The 20678-nt window shown below is 70.7% G+C and carries 15 protein-coding genes; 13 read left to right on the forward strand and 2 right to left on the reverse strand.

The window, feature by feature from the left end; all coding sequences use genetic code 11:
• Nucleotides 1–10 precede the first annotated feature (10 nt).
• The 7 genes from R2B38_RS29800 (at nt 11) to R2B38_RS29830 (ending at nt 7909) form a co-directional block, all read left to right on the forward strand.
• Nucleotides 11–304 carry a hypothetical protein gene (locus R2B38_RS29800; protein WP_033282853.1) on the forward strand — a complete coding sequence of 98 codons (294 nt, stop codon included), beginning with the start codon at nt 11–13 and terminating at the stop codon, nt 302–304.
• A gap of 218 nt (nt 305–522) precedes the next feature.
• Nucleotides 523–2766: an MMPL family transporter gene (locus R2B38_RS29805; RefSeq protein WP_318018987.1), complete on the forward strand. Its 2244-nt coding sequence runs from the start codon at nt 523–525 to the stop codon at nt 2764–2766.
• The gene (locus R2B38_RS29810; RefSeq protein ID WP_318018988.1) at nt 2744–3319 is read left to right on the forward strand and encodes a GNAT family protein; all 576 of its coding nucleotides are present in this window, start codon (nt 2744–2746) and stop codon (nt 3317–3319) included. Before R2B38_RS29805 ends, R2B38_RS29810 begins: the two co-directional genes overlap by 23 nt.
• A gap of 35 nt (nt 3320–3354) precedes the next feature.
• Nucleotides 3355–3963, forward strand: a complete 609-nt coding sequence (locus tag R2B38_RS29815) for a hypothetical protein (protein WP_318018989.1) — start codon at nt 3355–3357, stop codon at nt 3961–3963.
• Nucleotides 3964–4172: 209 nt separating this feature from the next.
• Complete coding sequence (locus R2B38_RS29820) at nt 4173–4358, forward strand: hypothetical protein (RefSeq protein ID WP_318018990.1); 186 nt, start codon at nt 4173–4175, stop codon at nt 4356–4358.
• Between the two features lie 113 nt (nt 4359–4471).
• A complete protein-coding gene (locus R2B38_RS29825; protein WP_318021826.1) occupies nt 4472–7534 on the forward strand; it encodes a helix-turn-helix transcriptional regulator in 3063 nt (1020 codons plus the stop codon).
• A 45-nt stretch (nt 7535–7579) separates the two neighbouring features.
• Entirely contained in the window at nt 7580–7909 is a 330-nt protein-coding gene (locus R2B38_RS29830; RefSeq protein ID WP_411978591.1) for a DUF6191 domain-containing protein, read from the forward strand.
• Here R2B38_RS29830 and R2B38_RS29835 read toward each other — a convergent pair.
• A complete protein-coding gene (locus R2B38_RS29835; RefSeq protein ID WP_411978592.1) occupies nt 7866–9026 on the reverse strand; it encodes a PQQ-dependent sugar dehydrogenase in 1161 nt (386 codons plus the stop codon). The two genes, R2B38_RS29830 and R2B38_RS29835, sit on opposite strands and share 44 nt — an antisense overlap.
• Before the next feature lie 382 nt (nt 9027–9408).
• Nucleotides 9409–10407, reverse strand: a complete 999-nt coding sequence (locus tag R2B38_RS29840) for an aldo/keto reductase (RefSeq protein WP_318018992.1) — start codon at nt 10405–10407, stop codon at nt 9409–9411.
• Between the two features lie 76 nt (nt 10408–10483).
• Here R2B38_RS29840 and R2B38_RS29845 point away from each other — a divergent pair, with 76 nt between their 5' ends.
• The 6 genes from R2B38_RS29845 (at nt 10484) to serA (ending at nt 20635) form a co-directional block, all read left to right on the forward strand.
• Nucleotides 10484–11464, forward strand: a complete 981-nt coding sequence (locus R2B38_RS29845; RefSeq protein WP_318018993.1) for a 2-hydroxyacid dehydrogenase — start codon at nt 10484–10486, stop codon at nt 11462–11464.
• Between the two features lie 446 nt (nt 11465–11910).
• Entirely contained in the window at nt 11911–14889 is a 2979-nt protein-coding gene (locus R2B38_RS29850; protein WP_318018994.1) for a putative bifunctional diguanylate cyclase/phosphodiesterase, read from the forward strand.
• Between the two features lie 243 nt (nt 14890–15132).
• Nucleotides 15133–16980, forward strand: coding sequence for an acetolactate synthase large subunit (locus R2B38_RS29855; RefSeq protein WP_318021828.1), 1848 nt, complete (start codon nt 15133–15135; stop codon nt 16978–16980).
• A 20-nt stretch (nt 16981–17000) separates the two neighbouring features.
• Entirely contained in the window at nt 17001–17528 is a 528-nt protein-coding gene (gene ilvN / locus R2B38_RS29860) for an acetolactate synthase small subunit (protein ID WP_033282732.1), read from the forward strand.
• Nucleotides 17529–17639: 111 nt separating this feature from the next.
• Entirely contained in the window at nt 17640–18638 is a 999-nt protein-coding gene (gene ilvC, locus R2B38_RS29865; RefSeq protein WP_019058578.1) for a ketol-acid reductoisomerase, read from the forward strand.
• 407 nt (nt 18639–19045) lie between these two features.
• Entirely contained in the window at nt 19046–20635 is a 1590-nt protein-coding gene (gene serA / locus R2B38_RS29870; protein WP_318018995.1) for a phosphoglycerate dehydrogenase, read from the forward strand.
• The last annotated feature ends 43 nt before the right edge of the window (nt 20636–20678 follow it).

Here is a 20678-nt window from a genome sequence, read left to right on the forward strand (position 1 = left end):
CTCGCCCGCCATGGACGGACGCGGAGATTCCGAGACACCGGACTTCGGGGACCCGGCGCTCGACGCGCGGCGGGCCCGCTGGACGGCCGCGCTGACCGGTGCCGTGCTGGCCCTCGCGGGCGTGGCAGCGGCGGTGCTGCGGGCGAGTGGGGCCGCGCCGGTGCTCGTGCCCGCCGCCTACGCGGTGGGCGCCGCGGTGTGCGCGCTCGCGTCGGTGCTCGGGTCCAGGGGCCGTACCAGACGGGCGCTTTGGCTGCTGGTCGTCGGGGCGATGGTGATGGCGCTGGGGGACCAGTTCGACTGAGGTGACGGTCAAGGCGGCAGTCGGGGCTACAGAGTTGCCGTTACTGTCCTGTGATCTGGCTCCCACTCCCGTGATTCAGCGCACGAACGTCATAAACGATCATTTTCTGCTGCAAGAGTGAACCCCGTATTGCTCATGCGTTCTTTGCGGGCTGTTCATCCCTTGAACCAGGATTCCCGGTCAAAGATCCACAATTCGCCTTCCCCGGGAGCACGTTCGTGGCAGCCCTTGCCCGCTGGTGTGTTCGGCACCGCCTTGTCGCCGTCCTGTTGTGGCTCGTCGCGTTCGGCGGGGTCACCGCGGCCGCGGCCGTCACCGGCTCGGCGTACTCGAACGACTACGAGGCCCACGGCACCGAGTCGGGCCGCGCCGCCCAGTTGCTCAAGCAGGGATTCCCGGATCTCGGCGGCGACAGCGACACCGTCGTCTGGCGCACCTCACCCGGCTCCGTCCGCGCCGCCGCCGTCGAACAGACCATGACCGGCGCCCTGGACAGGATCGCCGACCTGCCCGGAGTCGCCTCCGTCGTCAGCCCGTACGACGGCCAGGCCACGGGCCGGATCAGCGCCGACGGACGCACCGCCTACGCCACCGTCACCTTCGCCCAGCAGGCCGACGACATCGACAAGGCGGAGGCGCAGGCGGTCGTCCGCGTCGCCAAGGCGGCCCAAGTCGACGGACTCCAGGTCGAGTTGGGCGGCAGCGCGATCGCGCTCACCGAGGCGTCCAGCGGGCACACCGCCGAGATCGTCGGGGTCGCCGTCGCCGCCCTCGTGCTGTTCCTCGCGTTCGGGTCGCTCGCCGCCTCGCTGCTGCCCATCGGCACCGCCCTGGTGAGCGTCGGCACCGCCTACGGGGCGATCGTGCTGCTCGGGCACGCCATGACCGTCGCCGACTTCGCGCCCATGCTCGGCATGCTGATCGGGCTCGGCGTCGGCATCGACTACGCCCTGTTCATCGTGACCCGGCACCGGCGCGGGCTGAAACGCGGGCTGTCCGTCACCGAGGCGGTCACCAACGCGGTCGTCACCACCGGGCGCGCGGTCGTCTTCGCGGGCGCCACGGTGTGCATAGCCCTCCTGGGGATGCTGATCCTGCGGCTCGGCTTCCTCAACGGGGTCGCGATCGCCGCCTCGTTGACCGTGGTGCTCACCGTCGCGGCCTCCGTGACGCTTCTCCCGGCCCTGCTGTCCTTCATCGGCCCCCGCGCCCTCAGCCGCCGCGAACGGCGCCGGCTGGCCGAGCACGGGCCCCAGCCGGAGCTCCCCACCGGCCTCGCCGCCCGCTGGTCCGCGTTCGTCGAGCGCCACCCGAAGGTGCTCGGCGCCGTCGCCCTGGTCGTGATGGCCGTCCTCGCGCTGCCCACCCTCGCCCTCCACCTGGGCACCTCCGACCAGGGCAACGACCCCAGCTCGTCGACCACCCGCCAGGCCTACGACCTCCTCGCGGACGGCTTCGGCCCCGGCGTCAACGGCCCGCTCACCCTCGTCACGAAGATCGACGGCGCGGAGGACAAGCTCACCCTCGACAACCTCGACGCCACCCTCCGCACCACCGAGGGCGTCGCCTCCGTGACCCCGGTGACCTACGACGCCGGCGGCTCCACCGGGTACTTCAGCGTCGTACCGGACTCGGCACCGCAGTCGCAGCGGACCAGCGACCTCGTCGACCGGCTGCGGACCGGGGTGCTGCCCCGGGCCGAGACCGGCACCTCGCTCGACATCCACGTGGGTGGCGTGACGGCGAGCTACGACGACTTCGCCGACGTGATCGTCGGCAAGCTCCCGCTGTTCGTCGGGGTCGTCATCTCGCTCGGCTGTGTGCTGCTCCTGCTCGCCTTCCGGTCGATCGGCATCCCGCTCAAGGCCGCCGCGATGAACGTCGCCGCCGTGGCCGCCGCCTTCGGGGTCGTCGTCGCGATCTTCCAGTGGGGCTGGGGGAGCGAGTTCCTCGGCCTGGGACGCGCCGGACCGATAGAGCCCTTCCTCCCCGTGATCATGGTGTCGGTCCTCTTCGGGCTCTCCATGGACTACCAGGTCTTCCTGGTGAGCCGGATGTACGAGGAATGGCTGGAAACCGGCGACAACCGCCGTGCCGTCCGCGTCGGCCTCGCCGAGACCAGCCGGGTGATCAACTCGGCCGCCGTCATCATGATCTCGGTCTTCCTCGCCTTCGTGCTCAGCGGGGACCGCGTGATCGCCATGTTCGGCATCGCGCTCGCGTCCGCCGTCGCCCTGGACGCCTTCGTCCTGCGCACCCTCCTGGTACCGGCGTTGATGCACCTCCTGGGGGGCGCCAACTGGTGGCTGCCCCGGGGCCTCGACCGCGTCCTGCCCCGCATCAGCATCGAGCCCCCCGAGTGCCGCGCCGCCCATGAGAGGCTGGCCGCGGTGACGGACGCCGAGGTGGCGGACGTCCTGGCGAAGGAGCGGGAGCAGGATGTACGCGATATCCCTGGGTGACGACGGAGCCGAACTGCGCCCCCTGGAGACATGGCACGCCGAGGAGTTCCTCGCCCACCTGGACCGCGGCCGGGAGTTCATCGGCCAGTTCATCGCCTTCGGCTCCAAGGCCACGGACGTCGACTCCGCGCGTGCCATGCTCCAGCGCTACGCCGACCTCCGCGCCGCCGACGAGGCGTCCCTGCACGGCATCTGGCTGGACGGCAAGCTCGTCGGCGGGGTCCTCTTCCTGAACTTCCACGCCGACCAGGGCAACTGCGAGGTCGGCTGCTGGCTGGAACCCGCCGCCGCCGGGCACGGACTGATCACCCGCGCGATACGGATTCTCATCGACTTCGCGATCGAGCAGCGCGGCGTCCACCGCGTCGAATGGCACGCCGCCGCGGGCAATGAGAAGAGCCTGAATGTTGCCCGCCGCATGGGCATGACCAGGGACGCGGTCCTGCGCGAGTCCCACCCCTACGGGGGCGTAAGACACGACATAGAGGTGTGGTCCGTGCTCGCCCCCGAGTGGCGCGAGGCACGCGCGCGTACGCGACACAGCGATCTTTAAGGAACTTCTCAGAAACCACCCCTACCGTGCGCCTCATGGGTACCAAGACTGTTGACGAGGCCGCGAACGAGGCCACCGAGGTGAAGAGCGACGCGGAGACCGTCGATGTCACCAAGACCGACGAGGAAGTGACCGAGCCGGACACCGCGAACACCGAGGCCGAAGCCGCCGAGGACGAGGACGACCTCACCGAGGAGGAGTACGCGGCCGAGCTCGCGAAGCTCCAGCTGGAGCACCCCGAGGAGGGTCCCTCCGGCGTCGGCCAGGGCGCGGCCGCGGTCGTCTCCGCCGCGCTCGGCTTCATCTCGCTCTCCGGCGGCTGGGTCGGCTCCGTCGCCGCCGCCCGCGAGACCCTCGTGGGCCAGCTCCACACCGCCTCCACCGCGAGCGTGGCCACCCAGATCAAGGAGGTCTACGGCGACGCCTGGCACACCACCGCGCTGTGGGCCGGCATCTTCGCCCTGGTCGGCGCGCTCGTCGGTGTCGGGGCCCTCATCCGGCCCGCGTTCGGCACCCCGGGCAGGCCGCAGGCCACCTGGATCAAGTCGGTCGCCTGGGCGGGCGTCGCGCTCGGTGTCGTAGGACTGCTCCTCGCGGTCCTGAAGTACACGGACCTCATCCTCAGCCTGCCGTCGGCCACCTGACCGCCGGCTCGCGCCACCGCACGTGACCAGGGGTCTTAGGGCCTCCGTAAGCACCTTACGGAGGCCCTAAGACCCCTTACGCATGTCTAAGGCCCGCCCGGCCCCGCAAGATGCGGAACTCTCCCGATGTGGCGGACCCCCCTTGGAGACGAAGGTTGAGGCATCGCAGAAAGCGAAGCCGAAACACCGCCTCCACCAAGGGACTTGAGATGTACGAGTACGAACTCCACCTGATCCGTTCCGCCGAACTGCGCCGGCAGGCCGCCGACGAGCGACTGGCCCGCGAGGCCGTGCGCGGCGCCCGTGCCGCCCGCCGCGAGCAGGCCCGCCAGGCAGCCGAGGGGGAGGTGCATACCCAGCGCCCCCGCAGGCACCTGTTCGCCCGTGCGTCGTGACCGTCCGGGCCCGGGAGGACGGCCGTACGGCGCCCGCCCGGCAGGCTCGCGGGGCGCTCCTCCCCGCGGCCGTCCTCCCGAAAACCGGTGCCGCGTTGTCAGACCCGCGTGACATGCTCGCAGGCGTGGAGACCAGGTCCGTCAGTCCGGTCTTCGTCGGCCGGGCCGACGAACTGGACACGCTGAACGATGCGCTCGCCCGCGCCGCCGCGGGCGAGCCGCAGGCGTTGCTGCTGGGCGGCGAGGCGGGCGTCGGCAAGACCCGGCTCGTCGAGGAGTTCGCCACCGCCGCGTGCCGCCGGGGTGCCGTCGTCGCGCTCGGCGGCTGTGTCGAGATCGGCGCGGACGGACTGCCCTTCGCCCCGTTCTCCACGGCCCTGCGCGCGCTGCGCCGCGAACTGCCCGACGAGCTGTCCGCCGCGGCCGCCGGCCAGGAGGAGGAACTCGCCCGGCTGCTCCCGGAGTTGGCGGAGACGGCGACCTTCCCGCGCGCGGGACGGCACGACGAGGAGGGCATGGCCCGCCTCTTCGAGCTCACCGCCCGCCTCCTGGAGCGCGTAGCCGCCGAGCGCACGGTCGTCGTCGCCCTGGAGGACCTGCACTGGGCCGACGCCTCCACCCGCCACCTCCTCGCCTACCTCTTCCGCACGCTGCGCACCGGCCGTCTCGTCGTCCTCGCCACCTACCGCGCCGACGACATCCACCGCCGCCACCCGCTGCGCCCCCTGCTCGCCGAACTCGACCGGCTCCGCACGGTCCGCCGGATCGAGCTGGGCCGCTTCAACCGGCAGGAGGTGGGCCGCCAGATCGCCGGCATCCGCGCCGCCGAACCGGACGCGGCCCAGGTCGACGAGATCTTCGAACGCTCCGACGGCAACGCCTTCTTCGTCGAGGAACTCGCCGTCGCCGCCCACGACGGCGGCTGCGGCAACCTCACCGACTCCCTGCGCGACCTGCTCCTCGTCCGCGTCGAGTCACTGCCCGAGAGCGCCCAGCGGGTCGCCCGGATCGTCGCCGAGGGTGGCTCCACCGTCGAGTACCGACTGCTCGCCGCCGTCGCCCGGCTCGCCGAGGACGACCTCATCGAGGCGCTGCGGGCCGCCGTCGGCGCCAACATCCTCCAGGCCGCGCCCGGTGACGACGGCTACCGCTTCCGGCACTCCCTGGTCCGCGAGGCCGTCGGCGACGACCTGCTGCCCGGCGAGCGCTCCCGTATCAACCGCCGCTACGCCGAGGTCCTGGAGGCCGACCCGACGCTCGTCCCGGCCGACCAGCGCGTCATGCGCCTGGCGAGCTACTGGTACCACGCCCACGACGCCGCCAAGGCCCTCCCCGCCGTCCTGGACGCCTCCGTCGCGGCCCGCGGCCGACACGCCCACTCCGAGCAACTACGGCTCCTGGAGCGGGCGATGGAGCTGTGGGACACCGTCCCCGACGCCGTCCGCGCGGGACTGCGCCCCGTGGACTACACCGAGGTGTACCCGCCCTGCGGCTGCGACCCGGAGACCGCACCGCTGCGCTACCTCGACCTGATGGCTGAGGCCGCCGTCGCCGGGCGGCTGAGCGGGGAGCGCGAGCGCGCCCTGAAGATCACCAAGCGGGCCCTGCACCTCCTGGAGGACGAGGGGGATCCGCTGCGGGCCGCCTGGTTCTGGGTGCAGCGCTCCGTACTGGTCCGGTCCCAGGCCCGCGGCGACGGCTGGCCGGAACTCGCCGCCGCGCAGGAGCTGGTCCGCGGACTGCCGCCCTCCGAGGTGCACGCGGAGGTCCTCGCCAAGGTCGCCGGCTGGTCCATGGTCCATGTCCCGGGACCCGACGCCTATGTGGCCGCCGAGCGCGCGGTCGAGTACGCGCGCATGGTCGGCGCCCGCGAGATCGAGATGGATGCCCGGCTCACCCTGGCCGGCCTCATGGTCGCCTCCGGAGACGTCGAGGGAGGCATCGCCGAACTGGTCGAGGTGAACGAACGCACGGTCGCCGAGGGCATCTCCATCGTCGCCGGCCGCAGCTATGTCAACCTTCCCTCCTCCCTCCAGACCGTAGGCCGCTCCCGCGAGGCCGTGTCCATCCTGGAGACGGGGCTCGTCTTCGCCAAGAAGTTCGGCCAGTTCGACAAAGAGGCCTGGATCTGGGGAAACCTCGCCGAATCCCTGTTCTCCCTGGGCCGTTGGGACGAGGCCGCCGAGGCGGCGGCCAAGTCGGAGCGCATGGGCCAGAGCGCCCCGCCGCGCGGCTTCCGCGCCCGGCTCCGCGCCGAACTCGCCCTCGCCCGCGGCGACCTGTCCGAGGCCCGCCGCCAACTGGCTGCCGCCCGCGAGCACTTCGGCACCCATGACGTCGCCCCTCAGCACCATCTGCCCCTGGAGCGGATCGAACTCCAGGTCGCGACCGCCGAAGGCCGCCTCCTCGACGCCCGCGCCACCCTCGAACTCGTCCTGGACGCCGGCTTCCGCCCCGGCACCTACTTCGAGGTCTGGCCCCTGCTGGTCACCGCGGCCACCGCCGAGACCCAGGCCGTCGGCCTGTCCGTCGCCGACCCCGGCCGTCCCAAGATCCTCGAACGCATCCGGGAGGCCGCGAAGCCGGTACCCGCCAACGTCCCCGTCTGGCAGGCCCATGAACGCTGGCTCCGCGCCGAACTCCTGCACGCCGAGGGCCGCTCCACCCCGGACCACTGGTCCGAGGCGGTCGCCGCCTTCGAATGCCTCGACCGCCCCTACGACCTCGCCCGTGTCCGGCAGCGCCTCGCCGAAGCGCTGCTGTCCGACCTCGACGGGGGTGACGACGAGCGGGATCGCGCCACGGAACTGCTCCGCCTGTCCGCCGCCGTCGCCGAGCACCTCGGCGCCCGCCCCCTCGCCGACTCCGTCGCGCTGCTCGCCCAGCGGGCCCGGCTGACGCTCACGAAGGTCCCGGAGCGGCGAGGGGTTCCCTCCGACCCCGTCGAGGCGCTCGGCCTCACCAGCCGTGAGCGGGACGTCCTGCGGCTGGTCTCCGCCGGCCGCACCAACCGGCAGATCGCCGAGGAACTCTTCATCTCCCCGAAGACCGCGAGCGTCCACGTCTCGAACATCCTCGGCAAGCTCGGCGTCTCGGGCCGGGGAGAGGCGGCGGCCGTCGCCCACCGCCTCGGACTGTTCCCGCCCGACCCGCTCACCGCGCGCTCCGCGCGCTGAGTCGTACGCTGTAGGGGACCGGCCAGGGGAGGCGCCGTGTTCAACATGTTCGAGGAGTTGTTCTCACCGGGCCGCAAACACACCCAGGACGAGGCCAACCGGCTTGAGCTGACCAGGGTCGACGTCGCGGACGGGGATCCCGGGCGCGGGCCGATAGACCTGGAGTCCGGGAAAGTGGTCGTACGCCTGCCAGAGCCAGAGGCAGAGGCCGGTGCCGACTCCGATCCCGAGACCGATGCTGCCCCAGGGTCCGAGTCCGACCCTGATTCTGAGCTGGACGCCGACGCCGACGCCGACGCCGATCCCGCGACCGCTCCGTCGTCTGGAGCGGCTACGTCACCTGAATCTCCAGAATCCGGTCGTCGCCCGACTTAGGCGTGCCCCGGCCGTCCGTGTTGCTGGTGATGAGCCACAGCTTGTTGTCGCCGGCCGAGGCGACCGTGCGTAGGCGGCCGTACTCGCCGGTGAGGAAGGCCTGTGGGGCGGCGGATGTCTTGACGCCGTTCAGCGGGATGCGCCACAGGCGTTGGCCCTTGAGGCCGGCCATCCATATCGAGCCCTCGGCGTAGGCGATGCCGCTGGGGGAGGCGTCGTCGGTGTGCCACTGGGTGATCGGGTTGTGGTACTTGGGGTTGTTGCCCTTGCCTTCCGCGTTCGGCCAGCCGTAGTCGTCGCCCGGTGTGATCGCGTTCAGCTCGTCCCAGGTGTCCTGGCCGAACTCCGAGGCGAACAGGCGTTGCTTGGAGTCCCAGGCGAGGCCCTGCACATTGCGGTGGCCGTAGGTGTACACCGGCGAGTCCGGGAACGGGTTGCCCGGCGCCGGGTCGCCCTCCGGGGTGAGTCGCAGGATCTTGCCGCCGAGGGACTTCTTGTCCCGGGCGAGGCCCCGCTGGCCGCTCTCGCCGGTGCCCGCGTACAGCATGCCGTCCGGGCCGAAGGCGATGCGCCCGCCGTTGTGGATGTAGCCCTTGGGGATGCCCTTGAAGATGGTGTCGGGCGCGCCCAGCTGCTCACCGGCCGGCTTCTTCTCGTCGTACAGCATGCGGGCGATGCGGTTGTCCGAGGCGGTGGTGAAGTACGCGTAGATCATGTGGTCCGAGGCGTAGTCCGGGGAGAGCGCGATGCCGAGGAGGCCGCCCTCGCCGGCCGGGGAGACCCCGGACACCTTGCCCAGCTCGGTCTTCTTGCCGGTCTTCTCGTCGACCCGGGTGATCGTGCCGTCGTCACGGGAGGACACCAGCAGGTTCCCCTCGGGCAGCGGGGCGAGGCCCCAGGGCGTCTTCAGGCCCTCGGTGACGGTCCGCAGCACCTTCACGGTGCCCTTGGCCGGTGGGGTCTGCTCGGCGGCCTGCGCGGAGGGCGAGGCCCCCGTACCCGTACCGCCGGACGACGTACCGGAGGACGCACTTGTGCCGTCGCCCGGTGATCCTCCCCCGTCGGAGGAACAGCCGGCCGTCAGCAGGAGCGCGGTCACGGCCAGGGCGGCCGGCACGACTCGACGTTGCACGATCAGGTCCTTTCGACGGGCGGGTACTCACCAGTGGGTACGACGACTTCTTGCGGTGGGCTCACGACCGGCCCCTGCGGCTGGTTCTACTTTTCATACACCGCTCGCGCCGCCCGGGTTCCCGATCACGGCGCACCGACGCACGATCGAGCCGTGGAGGCGGGAAGCGGGGCGGCGCTCATCCCCAAGCACCCCAGCCCGCACACCTGCACACCTGCACACCCGCACACCCTCAGTCCCGAGCCCCGAGCCCCGAGCCCCGAGCCCCAATGCCCCAGCGACCTCATGCCCTCAGTCCCAACGCCCCGGCGATCTCACACCCTCAGCCCCAGGCCCCCAACAACACCCCCGCCACCCCCACCCCCCCTCAATCCCAAGACCCCAACGCCCCCGGCAACTCCGCCACCTCCGCGAGATCCTCCCCCGTCAACCGCAACCCCGCCGCCCCCGCGTTCTCCGCCACCCACCGCTCCCGCTTCGTGCCCGGTACCGCCACCACGTGCGCCCCCTGTGCCAGCACCCACGCCAGGGCGACCTGGGCCGGGGTCACCTCCGGACCGTGGCGGCGGGCGACGCGGCGCAGGCCGGCGACGATCGGCTGGTTCGCTGCGGTCATCTCGGCGGTGAAGCGGGGGTGGCGGGCGCGGACGTCGTCCGGTTCGAAGCCCTCGCCCGGGGTGAGGGTGCCGGTCAGGAAGCCGTTGCCCAGGGGCATCGCGGCCAGGAAGCCGACGCCTCGTGCCGTGCACCACGGCAGCAGCGCGTCCAGGGCCTCTGACGACCACACCGACAACTCGGCCTGTACCGCTGTGACCGGGAACACCTGCTGTACGCGCTGGAGTTGGCGGATCGTTCCGTCATGGAGGCGGGCCCCGGGGCGGCGGGCGGAGCGGGCGCCGACCGCGCACATGCCCAACGCCCGTACTTTTCCGGCCTGTACGAGGTCCGCCATCGCACCCCAGGTCTCCTCGACGGGGACCTCGGGGTCGGCGCGGTGGAGTTGGTAGAGGTCGATCACGTCCGTCTGGAGGCGGCGGAGCGATGCGTCGCACGCGCGTTTCACGTAGCCGGGGCGGCCGTTGGCCACGATGTGCTGTTTGCCCACCAGGAGGCCGACCTTGGTGGATACGAACGCGTCCGCCCGGCGCTCCTTCAACACCCGCCCCAGCAACAGCTCGTTGGTGAACGGGCCGTACATGTCGGCGGTGTCCAGCAGCGTCACACCCAGATCGAGCGCCCGGTGCACGGCCCTGACCGACTCGTCGCCCCGCCGCCGAGAGCCGCTGTAGGCCCAGTGCATCGGCATGCAGCCGAGTCCGACGGCCCCCATCGCGAGCGCCCCCGCGCCGATCGTCCTGCGCTCCACCTGCTCGTGACCCTCTCTCTCCCGGCACACCAACCTAGCCGCTACGCGCGCGTGGCCCTGACATAGCCTCCTGACCATGACCAATGACGTATGGCTGCCCATCCCCCCGGAGGAGATCGAAGGGCTCCCCGAGGGCCCCAACTACCTGTTCTGGGACGGGGGTGAGGACGGCGATCAGGCGTTCCCCGGTGATCCGGCCGACTGCGTTCTCTACGTCGTGCCGTACATGAAGCGTCATCCCGTGAAGACGCGGCCCCTGGAGCAGATGCGGAATCTCCAGGTCATCCAGACGCTCACCGCCGGCGTCGACGACATGACCGCGAGCCTCTCGTCCATCGTCCCGGGGGTGCGGCTCTGCAACGCGCGCGGAGTGCACGAGGCGAGCACCGCCGAGCTCGCGCTGGCCCTGACGCTCGCCTCCTTGCGCGGTATCCCGGGGTTCGTGCGGGCGCAGCAACAGGAGCACTGGCAGGGGGACTTCCACCCGGCGCTCGCCGACCGGTCCGTCCTCATCGTCGGCTACGGGGCGATCGGTTCCGCCATCGAGGACCGGCTCACTCCCTTCGAGCTCGCGCGGGTGGCGCGGGTGGCGCGCTCCGCGCGTGCCACCGCGCGCGGGCCGGTGCATCCACTCGCCGAACTGCCCGCCCTGCTCCCGGACATGGACGTCGTCATCCTGTCCACGCCGCTCGACGAGACCACCCGCCACCTCGTCGACGCCGAGTTCCTGGCGCGGATGAAGGACGGGGCGCTGCTGGTCAACGTGGCCCGTGGTCCGGTGGTCGACACCAAGGCGCTGCTCGCGGAGCTCGAAAGCGGCCGTATCACCGCCGCGTTGGACGTCACCGACCCCGAACCCCTGCCCCAGGGACACCCGTTGTGGCACGCGCCCGGCGTGCTGATCAGTCCCCATGTCGGCGGGCCCACCTCGGCGTTCCTGCCGCGTGCGAAGCGTCTGGTCGCCGACCAGTTGGGACGATTCGTGAACCGGCAGCCCTTGCGCAACGTGATCCTTACGACAGGCGAGTTGGGGAAGTCGGGGGAATCGGGGAACTAGTCGCACCAGGCGGCCACTCCGCTTCCGGCACCCTCCGCAACCTTTCGGAAGCGGGGCGTGCACGCATCTCCGCTGGTCGTTACGGAGCGTAGAGGAACTATGTCCCTGAGTGACGAGACTGGTGTATCGTCCCGGCAGGGGCTGCGCCGCGCACCGTTCGGCGCCGGGGATGGACATTTCAGACTGTGAGGGGGGCGACGGGCGATGCACGGCCTATGGACGAGCGATCCGACGCGGCGGGGCCGCCGACGGCGACCCTGGCGCACCGCCGCGCGCAGCCGCGGCCATCACGCGGGCCACTGCGGTCACGCCGGTCATGGCGGCCGCGGCGGACATCACAGCAGCCACAGCCATCACCACCGCAGGCCCAACAGCCGCCGCAGGCACGCTCATCCAGCGCACCGGGGCCCACGGGACCCGGGAGCGACGCGGACCGGGAGGGCCCGGTGAGTTCGCCACCGTCTCCGCCGACCACCCTCAACGGGGCACTCCGGGACCGGACTTCACCCGGGGCGCGGCAGCCACGACCGCCGGCGACCGGCGGCACGTGGAGCCTGGTCCAGCAACTCGTCCTGGCCCTGGTCTGCGCGGGATACGCCGTCGGTTCCGCGCTCGACTGGGGGTCCGCCCAACTCGCCCTGATCATGGGCGACTTCGGGCTCAGCGCGGCAGCCGGTACCGCCGCCGTCTCCTGCTTCCTCTACGCGCGAAGCCGCCGTATCCGCTTTCGACCCGCCTGGCTGCTGTTCTCGCTCTCCTCGGCGATGGCGGCACTGGGCAACGGAGTCTGGGGGTGGTACGAGGTCGTCCTGGAGCGCCCCGTGCCCAGCCCCAGTTTCGCCGATCTGTTCTTCCTGTGCTTCGCGCCGCCCGCCATCGTCGGGCTCCTGGTCCTCGCCAAGAGGCCGGTCACGAAGGCCGGTTGGGTCTGTCTGGCGCTGGACGCCTGGCTGATCGGGGGCTCGCTGCTCACGCTGTCCTGGAGCCTCGCGCTGGCCCAGGCCGCCAAGTTCGACGGGCCGAGCGTGGCCCACACCGCGCTGTCACTGGCGTACCCACTGCTCGACATCGCGCTGGTCAGCATGGTGCTCGCGCTGCACTTCCGGCGCTCCTCGGTCAACCGCACCGCGGTGAACACCGCGATCGGCGCGCTGGCCCTGACGGTGATGTGCGACGCCCTGTTCACCTCGCCGCTGCTCCACAACAACTACCACTCGGGCCAGTTGCTCGACGCGGGCTGGTTCGCCGGCTCCCTGCTCCTCGCCTACGCCCCCTGGGCCACGCCCCGGCACACCCACCCCGAGGACGACGGGCACACGCGCGTGGTGCACGAGCACCGGCCCGGACAGCGCACCGGCGTCCCGCCGCAGGCCTCCGCGCCCGGCGTCGACCACGGGCGGTATCCGGCCACCCGGCCGATCGCCGGTTCGCTGGCAGCGCTCACCCCGTATCTCGCCGCCGCCGTCTGCACGTTGGGGGTTCTCTACAACGTGCTCAACGGCCGCAGCCCCGACCGCGTGGTCCTCATCACCGCGGGCTGCGTGGTCCTCGCCCTCGTGGTGCGCCAGGGCATCATGCTGCTCGACAACATCACCCTCACCCAGGAACTGGCCCAGAAGGAGAACCACTTCCGCTCCCTGGTCCAGGGCTCCAGCGACGTCATCATGATCGCCGCCCCGAACGGCATCCTCCGCTACGTCTCCCCGGCCGCCGCCGGTGTCTACGGCAAGGCCGCCGAGGAGCTGGTCGGGACCGAACTGGCCTCGCTCATCCACCCCGAGGACCTCGGCTGCGTGGTGCACGAGGTACGCCGCTTCCTCACCGCCAGCCCCTTCGAGGAGTCCACCACCCGCATCGAGTGCCGCTTCCGCTCCGGAGACGACGGCTGGCTCAACGTCGAGTCGACGGTCAACCGCCACCACGGCGGCCTGATCTTCAACAGCCGTGACGTGACCGAACGGGTGCGCCTCCAGGCGCAGTTGCAGCACAACGCCGAGCACGACCCGCTCACCGACCTGCCCAACCGCGCGCTGTTCACCAAGCGCGTCCAGCAGGCCCTGTCCGGCCGCCGCTCCACCGACCGGGGCACAGCCGTCCTCTTTATCGACCTGGACGGCTTCAAGGCCGTCAACGACACCATCGGCCACCAGGCGGGCGACGAACTCCTCATCCAGGCCGCCCGCAGGCTCGACGGCGCGGTCCGGCACGGCGACACCGCGTCCCGGCTCGGCGGCGACGAGTTCGCGGCCCTGATCGTCGGCGACGGCACCCGGGACCGTACCGCCCGCGAGCGGCACATCATGGAGCTCGCCGACCGCCTGAGAATCACCCTGTCCCAGCCGTACCTCATCGACGGCAACGATGTCCGCGTCGCCGCCTCCATCGGCGTCGCCTTCGCCGAACCGGGCCTCGGCGCCGGGGAGTTGCTGCGCAACGCCGACCTCGCGATGTACCGCGCCAAGGGGGCGGGCAAGGGCCGCGTCGAGCTGTACGCACCCCAGATGCAGCAGGACGTCGTACGGAAGGCGGAGCTGGCCACGCGGCTGCGGGCGGCGCTGCACGACGGCGAGTTCGCGCTCCTGCACCAGCCCGTGGTGTCCCTGGTGGACGGCCGGATCGCGTCGGTCTCCACCCAGGCGCGCTGGCGGTCCTCGCAGGGCGTGCTGTTCACGCCGGCCGAGTTCCTGCGGGTGGCCGAGGACAGCGACAAGACCGCCGAGCTGGGGCGCTGGATGCTGGAGGAGGCCGTGGAACAGGCCGCCGAGCGCACCGCGACCGGGCTCGCCGTGTCCGTCGCCGTACGGATAAGTGCCCGGCGGCTGCTGGACAAGTCGATGCCGCTCGGGTCGATCGAGGCGCTGCTGACCCGGCACGGGCTGCCGTCCGGATCGCTGGTGATCGAGCTGTCCGACACCGATCCGAGGACCTCCCTGGACGAGCTGGAGCGCCGTCTGACCGCGCTCAGGCGGCTCGGTGTCCGGATCGCCCTCGACGGCTTCGGCAGTGGCTACGCGGCCATCACGACGCTCCGGCGGCTCCCCGTCGACGTACTGAAACTGGACCGCAGTCTGGTCGAGGGCGTCGTCGAGTCCGCGCGGCTGCACAAGATCACCAGCGGGCTGCTGCGGATCGCCTGCGATCTGGGGTTGCAGTCCGTCGCCGACGGGGTCGATCTGCCCGAACAGGTGGTCGCCCTGCGCGCGATGGGCTGTACGCACGGGCAGGGCATGGCCTTCTCCGCGCCGCTGGACGAGTACCGGCTGCGCCGGGCCCTGGCGCGCGGTCACTATCCGGTGCCGCACGGCCCGGCCGAGCCCGCGTTCGCGGGGGGCGCGCTGGGGGTGTACACCAGTGGTGTGCCCGCGGTTCTCGGGGGTGGAACGGCCCTCCGTTCACATAATGAGACTCCCGTCCCACCCACTTGACAGTGGATGCGTGCCGGGGGGAGGGTCAATGCCATGCGCACCCGAATTCTCGTACTTGGAAAGCGCGTCGGCTGAAGCTGGTGACGTCCGGACGGACCCGGAACTCCCAGCGACCGCACCCGGCGCGCTCCCCTCGCTTGCCTCACGGCACGAGGGGTTTTTTGTTGCACAGGATCCAGTCGTGCAGCAGTAGAACCCCGCACAAACCTCGCAAAAACCCTCAGCATCGAGAAGAGAATGACGATGACCGAGCAGGCCACCGGGGCCCATCCGCAGCCGCGGCCCCGATCCGGAGGACAGCAGTCCGCCCCCGAGCACGTCACGGGCGCGCAGTCCCTCATCCGCTCTCTTGAGGAAGTCGGGGCCGACACGGTATTCGGCATCCCCGGGGGTACCATCCTGCCGGCGTACGACCCGCTGATGGACTCCACGCGGGTGCGCCACGTGCTGGTCCGCCACGAGCAGGGCGCCGGCCACGCGGCCACCGGTTACGCGCAGGCCACCGGCAAGGTCGGGGTGTGCATGGCGACATCCGGGCCCGGTGCCACCAACCTGGTCACCCCCATCGCGGACGCGAACATGGACTCCGTGCCGCTGGTCGCGATCACCGGGCAGGTCGTGTCCGCCGCGATCGGCACGGACGCTTTCCAGGAGGCGGACATCGTCGGCATCACCATGCCGATCACCAAGCACAGCTTCCTGGTCACGAAGGCGGAGGACATCCCCCGGGCGATCGCGCAGGCGTTCCACATCGCCTCCACCGGCCGTCCGGGCCCGGTCCTGGTCGACATCCCCAAGGACATCCTCCAGGCCAAGACCACCTTCTCCTGGCCGCCGGTCATGGACCTGCCCGGCTACCGCCCGGTGACCAAGCCGCACGCCAAGCAGATCCGCGAGGCCGCGAAGCTGATCACCGCCGCGAAGCGACCCGTCCTCTACGTCGGCGGCGGTGTCCTCAAGGCACACGCCACCGCCGAGCTGAAGGTCCTCGCGGAACTCACCGGAGCGCCCGTCACCACCACCCTGATGGCGCTCGGCGCATTCCCCGACAGTCACGAGCTGCACGTGGGAATGCCGGGCATGCACGGTGCGGTCACCGCCGTCACCGCGCTGCAGAAGGCCGACCTGATCGTCGCCCTCGGAGCCCGCTTCGACGACCGCGTCACCGGCAAGCTGGACAGCTTCGCCCCGCACGCGAAGATCGTCCACGCCGACATCGACCCGGCCGAGATCGGCAAGAACCGCGCCGCCGACGTGCCGATCGTCGGGGACGCCCGCGAGGTCATCGCCGACCTCGTCCAGGCCGTCCAGAAGGAGCACAGCGAGGGTCACACCGGCGACTACAGCGCCTGGTGGAAGGACCTCAACCGCTGGCGCGCGACCTACCCGCTCGGCTACGAGCAGCCCGACAACGGCTCGCTCTCCCCGCAGCAGGTCATCGAGCGCATCGGTCAACTCGCCCCGGAGAACACCATCTTCGCGGCGGGCGTCGGCCAGCACCAGATGTGGGCCGCGCACTACATCCAGTACGAGAAGCCGGCGACCTGGCTCAACTCGGGTGGCGCGGGGACCATGGGCTACGCGGTCCCGGCCGCGATGGGCGCCAAGGCCGGAGCGCCGGACCAGACGGTCTGGGCGATCGACGGCGACGGCTGCTTCCAGATGACCAACCAGGAACTCACCACCTGCGCCCTGAACAACATCCCGATCAAGGTCGCCATCATCAACAACGGCGCCCTCGGCATGGTCCGCCAGTGGCAGACCCTGTTCTACAACCAGCGCTACTCCAACACCGTGCTGCACAGCGGCCCGGAGGCGGACGGCAAGCAGCCGAGCGCCGGCACGCGCATCCCCGACTTCGTCAAGTTGTCGGAGGCGATGGGCTGTTACGCGATCCGCTGCGAGTCCCCCGACGACCTGGACAAGGTCATCGAGGAGGCGAACTCGATCAACGACCGCCCCGTCGTGGTCGACTTCATCGTCCACGAGGACGCCATGGTGTGGCCGATGGTCGCCGCCGGCACCTCGAACGACGAGGTCATGTTCGCCCGGGACGTCCGCCCCGACTTCGGCGACAACGAAGACGACTGAGCGAGAGAGACGAAAGAGAAATGTCCAAGCACACGCTCTCCGTCCTGGTGGAGAACAAGCCAGGTGTCCTCGCCCGGATCACCGCCCTGTTCTCCCGGCGCGGCTTCAACATCGACTCCCTCGCGGTCGGCGTCACCGAACACCCCGACATCTCCCGCATCACGATCGTGGTGAACGTGATCGAGGCACTCCCGCTCGAACAGGTCACCAAGCAGCTCAACAAGCTCGTCAACGTGCTGAAGATCGTCGAGCTGGAGGCCGGATCGGCGGTTCAGCGCGAACTCGTTCTGGTGAAGGTCCGCGCCGACAACGAGACCCGCTCCCAGATCGTCGAGATCGTCCAGCTCTTCCGCGCCAAGACGGTCGACGTCTCCCCGGAGGCCGTCACCATCGAGGCCACGGGCAGCAGCGACAAGCTGTCCGCGATGCTCAAGATGCTGGAGCCGTACGGCATCAAGGAACTGGTCCAGTCCGGCACGATCGCCATCGGCCGCGGCGCCCGCTCCATCACCGACCGCTCGCTGCGCGCGCTCGACCGGTCCGCGTAGAACCGTCTGCGGGCGGCCCCGGTCGCCCGCATTCCGAGACCCCCGAACTTCGATTCCCACCGCCGTCATACGGTGGGACGCAACACCTGCACTCCAAGGAGAGAACCCAAAGTGGCCGAGCTGTTCTACGACGCCGACGCCGACCTGTCCATCATCCAGGGCCGCAAGGTCGCGGTCATCGGCTACGGCAGCCAGGGCCACGCCCACGCGCTGTCGCTCCGTGACTCCGGCGTCGACGTGCGCGTCGGTCTGCACGAGGGCTCCAAGTCCAAGGCGAAGGCCGAGGAGCAGGGCCTCCGTGTGGTGACGCCCTCCGAGGCCGCCGCCGAGGCCGACGTCATCATGATCCTGGTTCCGGACCCGATCCAGGCCCAGGTCTACGAGGAGTCCATCAAGGACAACCTCAAGGACGGCGACGCGCTGTTCTTCGGCCACGGCCTGAACATCCGCTTCGACTTCATCAAGCCCCCGGCCGGCGTCGACGTCTGCATGGTCGCCCCCAAGGGCCCGGGCCACCTCGTCCGCCGTCAGTACGAGGAGGGCCGCGGCGTTCCGTGTATCGCGGCCGTCGAGCAGGACGCGACCGGCAACGGCTTCGCGCTCGCGCTGTCGTACGCGAAGGGCATCGGCGGCACCCGCGCCGGCGTCATCAAGACGACCTTCACCGAGGAGACCGAGACCGACCTGTTCGGTGAGCAGGCCGTGCTCTGCGGTGGTACGGCCGCGCTGGTCAAGGCCGGTTTCGAGACGCTGACCGAGGCCGGCTACCAGCCCGAGATCGCGTACTTCGAGTGCCTGCACGAGCTGAAGCTCATCGTCGACCTCATGTACGAGGGCGGCCTGGAGAAGATGCGCTGGTCGATCTCCGAGACCGCGGAGTGGGGCGACTACGTCACCGGCCCGCGCATCATCACGGACGAGACCAAGGCCACGATGAAGCAGGTCCTCGCCGAGATCCAGGACGGCACGTTCGCGCGTGAGTGGATGGCCGAGTACCACGGTGGCCTGAAGAAGTACAACGAGTACAAGCAGAAGGACGCCGACTCCCTGCTGGAGAGCACCGGCAAGCAGCTCCGCAAGCTGATGAGCTGGGTCGACGAAGAGGCGTAAGGCCGCCTGAGGCCGAGGGGCCGGAGCGATCGCTCCGGCCCCTTTGTCCCTTTGTCCAACCCGTCCAGCCTCGGACGGGTGATCCTTCCGCAGAGGCGCAGGACGACTGTCAGGGCGCCACTACACTGCCGTACTACATACGCGTCAGGCCCACAGCGTCGTGCGTCTCCACGCGGCCCCATAGCGACACCGAGGAATGGCAGGCACACCCCCGCGCCGCCCGGCACGCACTCTCGCCGCACCGGCCGAAGGCCCTAGTAGCTCCGCTACGAGAACCTTCGTCCGGCACACCGAGAGCACGCACCGAACGACGCGGGAGCGCACCCGACATTCCCCGGCGCCGCTGCCTCCACCGCCTGCGGCCGTCGGGACGGCCGTCCGCACGCAATGGACTTGTGAGGACTCACGTGAGCTCGAAACCTGTCGTACTCATCGCTGAAGAGCTGTCGCCCGCGACGGTGGACGCCCTCGGCCCGGACTTCGAGATCCGGCACTGCAACGGCGCCGACCGGGGCGAGCTGCTCCCCGCGATCGCCGACGTCGACGCGATCCTGATCCGCTCGGCCACCAAGGTCGACGCCGAAGCGGTCGCCGCCGCACGGAAGTTGAAGGTCGTCGCACGAGCCGGCGTCGGCCTCGACAACGTCGACGTCTCCGCCGCCACCAAGGCCGGCGTGATGGTCGTCAACGCCCCCACCTCGAACATCGTCACCGCCGCCGAGCTGGCCTGCGGTCTGCTGCTGGCGACCGCACGCCACATCCCGCAGGCCAACGCCGCGCTGAAGAACGGCGAGTGGAAGCGCAGCAAGTACACGGGCGTCGAACTGGCCGAGAAGACCCTGGGTGTTGTGGGTCTGGGCCGTATCGGTGCCCTCGTCGCGCAGCGCATGTCCGCGTTCGGGATGAAGGTCGTCGCCTACGACCCCTACATCCAGCCCGCGCGCGCCGCCCAGATGGGCGTCAAGATCCTGTCGCTGGACGAACTGCTCGAAGTCTCCGACTTCATCACCGTGCACCTGCCCAAGACCCCGGAGACGGTCGGTCTGATCGGCGACGAGGCGCTGCGCAAGGTCAAGCCGACCGTGCGCATCGTCAACGCCGCACGCGGCGGGATCGTCGACGAGGCGGCGCTGTACTCCGCGCTCAAGGAGGGCCGCGTCGCCGGTGCCGGCCTCGACGTGTACGCGAAGGAGCCCTGCACGGACTCCCCGCTGTTCGAGTTCGACCAGGTCGTCTCCACCCCGCACCTCGGCGCCTCCACGGACGAGGCCCAGGAGAAGGCCGGTGTCTCGGTCGCCAAGTCGGTGCGCCTCGCCCTCGCCGGTGAGCTCGTCCCCGACGCGGTGAACGTCCAGGGCGGCGTCATCGCCGAGGACGTCAAGCCGGGCCTGCCGCTGGCCGAGAAGCTCGGCCGCATCTTCACCGCGCTCGCGGGCGAGGTCGCGGTCCGCCTCGATGTCGAGGTCTACGGCGAGATCACCCAGCACGACGTCAAGGTGCTCGAACTCTCCGCGCTCAAGGGCGTGTTCGAGGACGTCGTCGCCGAGACCGTGTCGTACGTCAACGCTCCGCTGTTCGCGCAGGAGCGGGGTGTCGAGGTGCGGCTGACCACCAGCTCGGAGTCCGCCGACCACCGCAACGTCGTCACCGTGCGGGGCACGCTGGGGAGTGGCGAGGAGGTCTCGGTCTCCGGGACGCTCGCCGGTCCGAAGAACCTGCAGAAGATCGTGGCGGTCGGCGACTACGACGTCGACCTCGCGCTCGCCGACCACATGGTGGTGCTGCGGTACGAGGACCGTCCCGGGGTTGTCGGTACGGTCGGCCGGGTCTTCGGCGAGGCCGGAATCAACATCGCCGGGATGCAGGTGTCGCGGTCGGTCGCGGGCGGCGAGGCGTTGGCCGTGCTGACGGTCGACGACACGGTTGCCGCGAACGTGCTGGCGGAGGTGGCCGAGGAGATCGGGGCGACGTCGGCTCGCTCGGTGAACCTGGTCTGAGGCGGGCGTTCCTGGGGGCTGCGCCCCCAGACCCCCGTCGGCC

The organism is Streptomyces sp. N50 (assembly GCF_033335955.1).
In the GTDB taxonomy this organism is placed as follows: Bacteria; Actinomycetota; Actinomycetes; order Streptomycetales; family Streptomycetaceae; genus Streptomyces.